General features: G+C 40.0%; 8 protein-coding genes. 3 read left to right on the top strand and 5 right to left on the bottom strand.

What is annotated here, in order from left to right; all coding sequences use genetic code 11:
* Positions 1-998: hypothetical protein (locus tag QP437_RS01780; RefSeq protein ID WP_285266728.1), on the bottom strand; the 998-nt coding region annotated here is incomplete at its 3' end.
* Here QP437_RS01780 and QP437_RS01775 point away from each other — a divergent pair.
* Positions 979-1,599, top strand: coding sequence for a YadA-like family protein (locus QP437_RS01775; protein WP_285266727.1), 621 nt, complete (start codon positions 979-981; stop codon positions 1,597-1,599). The two genes, QP437_RS01780 and QP437_RS01775, sit on opposite strands and share 20 nt — an antisense overlap.
* A gap of 132 nt (positions 1,600-1,731) precedes the next feature.
* Positions 1,732-2,868, top strand: coding sequence for a DUF2827 family protein (locus QP437_RS01770; protein WP_285266726.1), 1,137 nt, complete (start codon positions 1,732-1,734; stop codon positions 2,866-2,868).
* A 49-nt stretch (positions 2,869-2,917) separates the two neighbouring features.
* Here QP437_RS01770 and nhaA read toward each other — a convergent pair whose 3' ends face one another.
* Positions 2,918-4,102 (bottom strand): Na+/H+ antiporter NhaA, encoded by a 1,185-nt coding sequence (gene nhaA, locus QP437_RS01765; protein WP_285266725.1) that lies wholly within the window; start codon positions 4,100-4,102, stop codon positions 2,918-2,920.
* A gap of 214 nt (positions 4,103-4,316) precedes the next feature.
* Here nhaA and brnQ point away from each other — a divergent pair, with 214 nt between their 5' ends.
* On the top strand, positions 4,317-5,618 hold the full coding sequence (gene brnQ / locus QP437_RS01760; protein WP_285266724.1) for a branched-chain amino acid transport system II carrier protein: 1,302 nt from the start codon (positions 4,317-4,319) through the stop codon (positions 5,616-5,618).
* Between the two features lie 65 nt (positions 5,619-5,683).
* Here the strand turns inward: brnQ and rlmB are convergent, their stop codons facing one another.
* The 3 genes from rlmB to rpsT all read right to left on the bottom strand — a co-directional run bounded on the left by rlmB (position 5,684) and on the right by rpsT (position 9,213).
* On the bottom strand, positions 5,684-6,424 hold the full coding sequence (rlmB, locus tag QP437_RS01755; protein ID WP_005698098.1) for a 23S rRNA (guanosine(2251)-2'-O)-methyltransferase RlmB: 741 nt from the start codon (positions 6,422-6,424) through the stop codon (positions 5,684-5,686).
* Between the two features lie 16 nt (positions 6,425-6,440).
* Entirely contained in the window at positions 6,441-8,786 is a 2,346-nt protein-coding gene (rnr, locus tag QP437_RS01750) for a ribonuclease R (RefSeq protein ID WP_285266723.1), read from the bottom strand.
* A 163-nt stretch (positions 8,787-8,949) separates the two neighbouring features.
* Entirely contained in the window at positions 8,950-9,213 is a 264-nt protein-coding gene (gene rpsT / locus QP437_RS01745) for a 30S ribosomal protein S20 (RefSeq protein WP_005695217.1), read from the bottom strand.
* Positions 9,214-9,254: the final 41 nt, after the last annotated feature.

Here is a 9,254-nt window from a genome sequence, read left to right as displayed (position 1 = left end):
GATAAATCCGCGAAGTCTTCTGCAAGCTCTGCAGTAGAAGCAGATAAATCAGCGAAGTCATCAGCATCTTCTGCAACTGAAGCGGATAAATCAGCGCAATCAGCAGCATCTTCTGCAACCGAAGCAGATAAGTCTGCTAAATCTGCAGCGAGCTCTGCAACCGAAGCAGATAAATCGGCGCAATCTTCAGCATCTTCTGCAACTGAAGCAGATAAATCAGCGCAATCAGCAGCATCTTCTGCAACCGAAGCAGATAAATCCGCGAAGTCATCAGCATCTTCTGCAACTGAAGCAGATAAATCTGCTAAATCTTCAGCAAGCTCTGCAGTTGAAGCGGATAAATCTGCGAAGTCTTCAGCAAGCTCTGCAGTAGAAGCGGATAAATCTGCGCAATCTTCAGCATCTTCTGCAGTCGAAGCAGATAAATCTGCGAAGTCTTCAGCAAGCTCTGCAGTAGAAGCGGATAAATCTGCGCAATCTTCAGCATCTTCTGCAACTGAAGCAGATAAGTCAGCTAAATCTGCAGCATCTTCAGCAACCGAAGCAGATAAATCGGCGCAATCTTCAGCATCTTCTGCAACTGAAGCAGATAAATCTGCGAAATCTTCAGCAAGCTCTGCAGTTGAAGCGGATAAATCTGCGCAATCAGCAGCATCTTCTGCAACTGAAGCAGATAAATCGGCGCAATCTTCAGCATCTTCTGCAGTCGAAGCAGATAAATCTGCGAAGTCTTCAGCAAGCTCTGCAGTAGAAGCGGATAAATCTGCGCAATCTTCAGCATCTTCTGCAACTGAAGCAGATAAGTCAGCTAAATCTGCAGCATCTTCTGCAACAGAAGCAGATAAATCCGCGAAGTCTTCTGCAAGCTCTGCAGTAGAAGCAGATAAATCAGCGAAGTCTTCAGCAAGTTCAGCTACTGCGGCTGCATCTTCTGCAACTGCAGCAGAAAGTTCTGCGAAACGTATTGAAGATTCTGGTTTGATCAGTAAAGATGGCAAAACAGCATTTGCAGCAGATAACACTAGCAAACGTGATAGTGCGAAAGCGAAAGGTAAAGATGCAACTGCGGTTGGCTACGGTGCGAATGCAAGTGGTGAAAATGGCACGGCGTTAGGTAATAACTCACAAGCTTCAGGTAAAAACTCAACAGCTGTGGGTCAAGGCGCGAAAGCGACAGCAAATAACTCTGTGGCATTAGGTCAAGGTTCTGTGGCAAATGAAGCCAACACTGTTTCAGTTGGTTCAGTTGGTAATGAACGCCGAATCACGAATGTAGCAGATCCAGTTCGTGGTACGGATGCAGCGAATAAACAATATGTTAATCGCTCAGTTGGTGCAGTTCGTAGCGAATTGAAGAAAACTGATAAGAAACTTCGTGGTGGTATCGCAGGAGCAACAGCTGCAGCGAATATTCCACAAGTGACTAAACCAGGCGGTTCAATGGTTGGCCTTGGAGTAGGTAACTACAAAGGTGAAAGTGCTGTTGCAGTAGGTTACTCCCGTGCAAGTGATAACAATAAAGTTATCTTCAAAGTGAGCGGAGCCGCAACTACACAAGGCGATTATAATGTTGGTGCCGGTGTAGGCTATCAATGGTAATGATCGACTAAACTAAATAAATCACTCGGGTAGGAATATCCGAGTGATTTTTATTATTTAAGTTATTTAAAAAACAGTTTTATTTTTGATCGCACTTTTAGATAATTTAAATAATAGAAGAGGAAATAGAGTATGCATAAATATAAAATTGGAATTACTTTTAATTTAGAAGCAAAAGTAACAGATATTTGGGCAAATGGCGCAAATCAAAATGTGATTCATCTTTATCATTTATTTCAACATTCCGACATTGTGGATGATGTGGTTTTAGTATCTTGGGGGCCAGAAAAACGAACTACTCCTCCAGATGGTTTTATGTTAGATGGATTGAATATTAAATATGCCTATATTGAAGATGTCATTGATCAATTAGATGTATTAATTGAAGGTACATTAGTTATTGAACCTCATCAAGTTAGCCGTATGCATGAGCATAGTGGTAAAGTCGTTTGTTATAAAATGGGCAATGATTTTATTATGGATGTGGAAAACTTCCTTTTTGAGAAGGAAGCGGGCAGAGTATTTAATGGTACATTATTTGATGCTGTATGGATGATTCCACAACATGAAAATACTTGTAAATCTTATTTTTCTATTATGTATCGCTGTTCTACTTATGTTGTGCCTGCAATTTGGTCACCAGTATTTTGTGATAAAGTAATTAAACGAATCAAGAATCAGCACAATCTTATTTTTGGTTATAAACCAGATGCTGAGAAAAAAGCAAAACGTATTGCATCTTTTGAAGCAAATATTAATGTAGTGAAAACCAGTTTTATTCCTATTTTAATTGCAGAGCAGGCTTATAGAGAAGCTCCAGAAAAAATTAAAAATGTTTATATGTGTAATACTTACGACAAAAGAGATAATCCAACATTTTTTAATTTTATTGGTCGAACTAATCTTGTAAAAGACGATGTGATGACAGTAGAAGGGCGTTATCAAATGCCTGATTTTCTTACCCGTTATGTTGATGTAGTATTAAGCCACCAATGGGAAAATGGTCTGAATTATGCTTACAATGATGCGTTATATGGTGGCTATCCTTTTATTCATAACTCCAAGTTATTACCAAAAGGTGTAGGGTATTACTACAATGAATTTGATGCATTTGAGGGCGCAAAAGTTTTACTTGATGTGATTGAAAACCACGATAAAAATCATGATAAATATGTAAAACGTGCAAATGAATATCTCGATTCGTTACTGCCAACAAATCCAATGAATATTTATCTCTACGAGAAAGAACTTAAAAGACTTTTTGAATAAAAAAGAAAATCCTTTGCTAAATTGGCAAAGGATTTTTTGTAAGACGTGATTAGCTAGGTAGTTTTGTAGTCGCTTTTAACGCGATATACCCCACAATCGCAGAAACAGTGGAGCCTAATAAGATCCCTAAACGAGAAAGGGAGTTAATGCTTTCACCAGCATCAGCGTTGAAGGCTAGGCTTGCTAAGAACATCGACATGGTGAAGCCAATACCGCATAAAATCGCCACGGCAAAAATTTGTTTTAAGTTAATGCCTTGTGGTAGTTTTGCGATGCCAAGTTTAACGGAAAGATAACTGAAACCAAATACGCCGAGTGGTTTTCCGATAATTAAGCCAAGCGAAATCGCGAGCAATAATGGAGATGTCAGCATGCTGAGATCAATGCCATCAAAGCTTACCCCCGCATTGGCAAATGCAAATAATGGCAAGATAACAAAGGATGACCAAGGGGCAAGAATGTGCTCAAAGTCGTGTAACGGTGTTTCGCCATTTTTGCCTTTTAATGGAATACAAAATCCGATGATAACGCCAGCAAGGGTAGCATGCACGCCTGATTTTAATACCGAAGCCCATAAGATTGTTCCCACCACCATATAGGCACAAAGTGCGGTCACTTTAAAGCGATTTAATGCGATAAGTACAACAATAGAAACTGCAGCAAAGATGAGTGCTTGTACACTTAATCCGTGTGAGAAAAACAGTGCAATAACAACGATTGCGCCTAAGTCATCAATAATTGCTAAAGCAAGTAAAAAGATTTTTAGTGGGAGTGGCACTTGTTTACTTAATAACGCCATGATACCAAGAGCAAAGGCAATATCTGTTGCCATTGGGATAGCCCAGCCATCGGCTAAAGCGGGATCGTGTTGGGCGATAAATACATAAACTAATGCAGGAATGATCATCCCCCCCACCGCTGCAATAGCAGGGAAAACGGCTTGTTGATAGCTTGAAAGGGAGCCCTCAAATAATTCTCTTTTGACTTCCATTCCCACTAAAACAAAGAATACCGCCATAAAACCATCGTTGATCCAGTGAATTAAGGTTTTATCGATAGAAAAAGTCCCTACTTGAATGCTGACTGGTAAGTTTAAAAAGTCATTATAGGTTTGATTAAGCGGTGAGTTGGCTAATAGCATTGCGACTACCGCTGAGAAAAGTAATAAAATTCCGCCAGCTGATTCTAATTTTAAAAAACGCTGAATTTGTTGAGTCAAACTAAGTTTATTCATTCATCCTCTCCTAAAAATATAATAAAAAATAACAAAGTTTGGATACTATCATAAAATTTCTAACTTTTGGGGAATACCGTCAGTAAATATAGATTTAGTGGGGCAATTTATTTGATTAAAATTATGATTTATCCATATTTTCCATTTCTACGTTTGGAGTTAAGGGGTATTTAGAGTAAAATTCGGCAATTTATTTTATTTGTCGAGACTACCTATGTTTTCAAAAAAAGATATCATCGTATTAGGTATGATGGTTTTTGCCCTGTTTTTGGGCGCAGGAAATATTATTTTTCCTCCGATGGAAGGTTACACCGCAGGTAACCATTGGGCAACAGCCTCTATGGGATTTGTGGTAACGGGCGTACTCATGCCATTTATTACATTGGTTGTTGTATCAGTGTTAGGACGTGGTGAAGAACTAACCAAGGATTTACCCAATTGGGCTGGTGTAGCCTTTTTAACGATTCTTTATTTAGTGATCGGTTCAACCTTTGCCATGCCTCGAATTACCAACGTGGCTTATGAAATGGCATGGTTACCATTGGGGCTTTTTGAAGATAGCGAGACGGCACGTCTTATTTTTTCTGTGCTTTTTAATATTATCGCGATGGGATTCATGATTCGTCCAAGCACAATTATTTCAACGGTGGGTGAAGTAATGACCCCAGCATTGTTGGTGTTATTGGTGGTTGTCGGTATTACCGTTTTTGTTTCACCACTTTCTGATATTGTTGCGCCTTCACAGGCTTATGCCGAGAATTCAGCATTAACCACAGGCTTAATTAGTGGTTATCAAACCATGGATTTACTGGCTGCGATTGCATTTGGTGGCATTGTTGCACGTGCATTGGCTGCAAAAAATGTAACGAATCTGCAAAAGATTGTTAAATATACGATTTCAGCTGGTTTGGTATCAGTTATTTTATTAGGTTGCTTATATTTTTCTTTATTCTACTTAGGCGCGACTTCTGATGCGGTGGCGCAAGATGCAACAAATGGTGGCCAAATCTTCTCTCGTTATGTGAATAGTTTATTTGGTTCTGCGGGAACGTGGATTATGGCAGGGATTATTACTTTAGCAAGCTTAACCACATTAGTGGGTGTAACCAGTGCTTGTGGTGATTATTTCTCTAAGTTTTCGACACGTTTTTCTTATCCATTCTGGATTGTTTTCTTCACTGCAATGACGACAATCATTTCACAGTATGGATTAACAAAATTACTTCGTGTCACGATTCCAGCATTATTCTTGATTTATCCGATGGCGATTATGTTGGTGGTTTTACAGCTTGTGCGTAATAAATTGCCTTCTATTCGATTGAGCTATTACACCACTATTTTTGTGACAGTTTGTTTTAGTTTAATTGATAGCTTGAAAAACTTGGATATGTTGCCGGAAGGCTTACATCAAATCATGACTCATTTCCCGCTCTATTCACAAGGGCTTGCGTGGCTTGTACCCGCATTATGTACTTTAGTGCTTTCCATGATATTCGGGAAAACGATTTCAAAATAATAAAAATGCCGATAATGATTTATCGGCATTTTTTATATCAAGTGCGGTCGTTTTTTCACGCGTTTTTAGGCGGCAAGACGTTGTCTCACAATTTCAAATAAACATACGCCTGTCGCAACGGAAACATTCAGAGATGAAACAGAGCCTGCCATTGGAATACTAATGAGTTGATCGCAGTGCTCACGGGTAAGGCGACGCATGCCTTCACCTTCGGCTCCCATCACTAAAGCAAGAGAACCAGTCAGTTTACTTTGATAAATGGTTTCTGTTGCTTCGCCAGCTGTACCTACCACCCAAATATTATGATTTTGTTGTAGATCTCGTAAAGTACGCGCTAAGTTAGTTACACGAATTAATGGCACAGTCTCTGCAGCACCGCAAGCCACTTTACGTGCGATAGAAGTGAGTTGAGCGGATTTATCTTTTGGTACGATAACAGCACTCACACCAGCAGCATCTGCAGTACGTAAACAGGCACCCAGGTTATGGGGATCTGTCACGCCATCAAGCACCAATAAAAGTGGATTTTGTTTACGAGTAAGAAGTTCATCCAGATCATGTTCATTCAGCTCTTTCGCTTCTTGCACACGCGCAATCACACCTTGATGCACCTCTCCATTGGATTTTTTATCTAATGTTTGACGGTTTACAAATTGCACCGCAATGCCTAAAGCATAGAGCTCATTGAGTAAGGGTTGTAGGCGTTTATCTTCACGGCCTTTCAGCACAAATACTTCAATTAAACGTTCAGGGCTATTTGCTAAAATGCTGTTTACAGCATGGATACCATAGATATTTTCTGACATAGGGTTCTCTTATTTATTATTTCTTCCGTTTTCTCGTCGGTTTCTTAGAAACGTCTTTATTTTTGACCGCACTTTTACGTTTTTTTGACGCGTTAGGTGGCAGTTCCTTAAAGACTTTTTTCGCTTTTTGTTTCGCTGTTTTGCCCACACTACGTGGTTTTCTGGCACTTTCGACTAAACTGAAATCTACCATTTTTTGTTCTAAATGAACGGCAACTACACGAATTTTTACTTTATCGCCAAGACGGTAGATCATACCACTATTTTCACCGATTAAACGTTGTTTTGCCGCATCAAATTGATAGTAGTCGTTATCTAAAGTGGAAATATGGACTAAGCCGTCAATGAATAAATCATCTAAACGTACGAATAAGCCAAAGCCCGTTACAGATGAGATCACTCCGCTAAATTCAGCACCTACGTGATCTTGCATATATTCACATTTCAGCCAATCTGCTACTTCACGAGTGGCATCATCGGCACGGCGTTCTGTCATAGAGCAGTGATCGCCTAATAAATCCATTTCATCAAAAGAATAATGATAGCCGCCAGTATCTGTGGTTTTACGTTTAGCACCTTTTTCTTTTGCTAATAAATATTTAATTCCACGATGTAGGGTTAAATCTGGATAACGACGAATCGGGGAAGTGAAGTGTGCATATTCTTCTAACGCCAAACCAAAGTGGCCGATATTATCCGCATGATAAACTGCTTGGCTTAATGAACGGAGCAACATGGTTTGAATAAGCTCATGATCCGGACGATCTTTCACTTGCTCTAATAATTTCGCATAATCTTTTGTGGTCGGTTTCATGCCGCCTTCAAGGCTTAAGCCACATTCACCTAAAAACGCACGGAAAGACGTCAGTTTTTCTTCGCTCGGTGTGGCATGAATACGATAGAGTGCAGGCTCTTTATGTTTTTCCATAAAGTTTGCTGCTGCAATATTTGCAAGAATCATGCATTCTTCAATGATTTTGTGCGCATCATTTCGAACAACAGGTTCAATGCGATCAATTCGTCCCATGGCATTGAAAATAAATTTGGTTTCGATGGTTTCAAAATCGATGGCACCACGTTGTTTGCGTGCATTGAGTAACGCTTGATAGAGATGATGTAATTCTTCTAAATGTGGTACTAGCCCTTGATAACGGGTGCAGAGCTCATCATCACCGTCTAAAATCGCCGCGACTTTCGTATAGGTTAAACGTGCATGAGAGTTCATTACCGCTTCATAAAAACGATAGTCCGTGAGTTTACCTTTTGCAGAAATGTGCATTTCACACACCATACATAAGCGATCAACTTGTGGATTCAGTGAACATAATCCGTTCGATAAAATCTCCGGCAACATTGGCACAACACGATTTGGGAAGTAAACGGAGTTACCTCGGTTATAAGCTTCAGTATCTAATGCAGAACGTAAACGCACATAATAGCTGACATCGGCAATTGCCACCCAAAGCTTCCAGCCTTTACCGCTTTTTTCGCAATATACGGCATCATCAAAATCACGCGCATCTTCGCCATCAATGGTAACCAGTGGTAGATTGCGTAAATCCACACGGCCTTTTTTTGCTTCTTCAGGCACTTCTTCGGTGAATTTTTTCACGTATTTTTCGACCGCACTTGGGAATTGGTGAGGAATGTCATGATTACGAAGAGCAATCTCCACTTCCATCCCTTTTGCCATATTGTCACCCAGAATTTCGGTAATGATACCAACAGGTTGAGTAAAGGAGGCAGAGCGTTCTTGCAATTCAACCACGACAACTTGCCCCATTCGGGCGCCATTTCGGTGTTCATTAGGGACTAAAATATCTCGTCCGATACGGCTATCATCAGGCACAACATAGCTAAAGCCATTTTCTAAGAAGAAACGGCCGACAATTTGTTTTTTACGACTTTCAAGTACGCGAACAATACGGACTTCACGACGACCACGACGATCTAAGCCAGCAGGTTGGGCTAATACAAAATCACCATGCATTACACGTTGCATTTGGTGATTAGGAATAAAGAGATCCTCTTTTTTACCTTCGACTTGTAAAAAGCCATAGCCTTCGCGATGGCCAATGACCATGCCTTTGAATAAATCCAATTTTTCAGGCAAGGCATAGCGTTTACGTTTAGTGAAAACTAATTGTCCATCATTCTCCATGGCGCGCAAGCGGCGGCGCATGGCTTCTTGTTGTTCATCACTTTTAATTGAAAGTGCGGTCAGAATTTCTTCCCGACTCATTGGGGCATTATTTTCACGGATGATTTGCAGAATGTAGTCTCTGCTTGGGATCGGATTACCATATTTTGCTAATTCTTTTTGATAATTTGGATCCGCTTTTTTAAAAGATTTTTTGGTCATTTATTGTTTATTTTATGATTAATTTTTAATAAGTTGTAGGGTAGTTTACAGGTTAAAGGGGGGAATGCAAGCTCGTTATGGGGCGTTTGTGGTAGGACGGTTTACGGCAAACAAAAACCGCACCAAAGTGCGGTTTTATTTTTAAGCTGTTTTAGTGCTTTAATTACGCTAATTTTTTGATTTGAGCAGCTAATTTAGCTTTGTGGTTTGCTGCTTTGTTAGCGTGGATTAAGCCTTTAGAAGCCATACGGTCAACAACTTTTTGCATTTCAACGAATGCTGCTTCAGCTGCTGCTTTTTCACCTGCTGCTACTTGAGCATATACTTTTTTGATGTAAGTACGCATCATAGAGCGTTGGCTTGCGTTGTGTTGGCGGCGTTTTTCAGATTGAACCGCGCGTTTTTTTGCTGACTTGATATTAGCCAAGGTCAAACTCCTAAAATTTCTGTTAGATGATTATGACAAAA

The sequence above is a fragment of the Haemophilus sp. UMB1048 genome (assembly GCF_030218125.1).
GTDB lineage: Bacteria > Pseudomonadota > Gammaproteobacteria > Enterobacterales > Pasteurellaceae > Haemophilus_D.
Note: the sequence above shows the minus strand (reverse complement) of the source record. Positions and strands in the feature narration are given on the sequence as shown.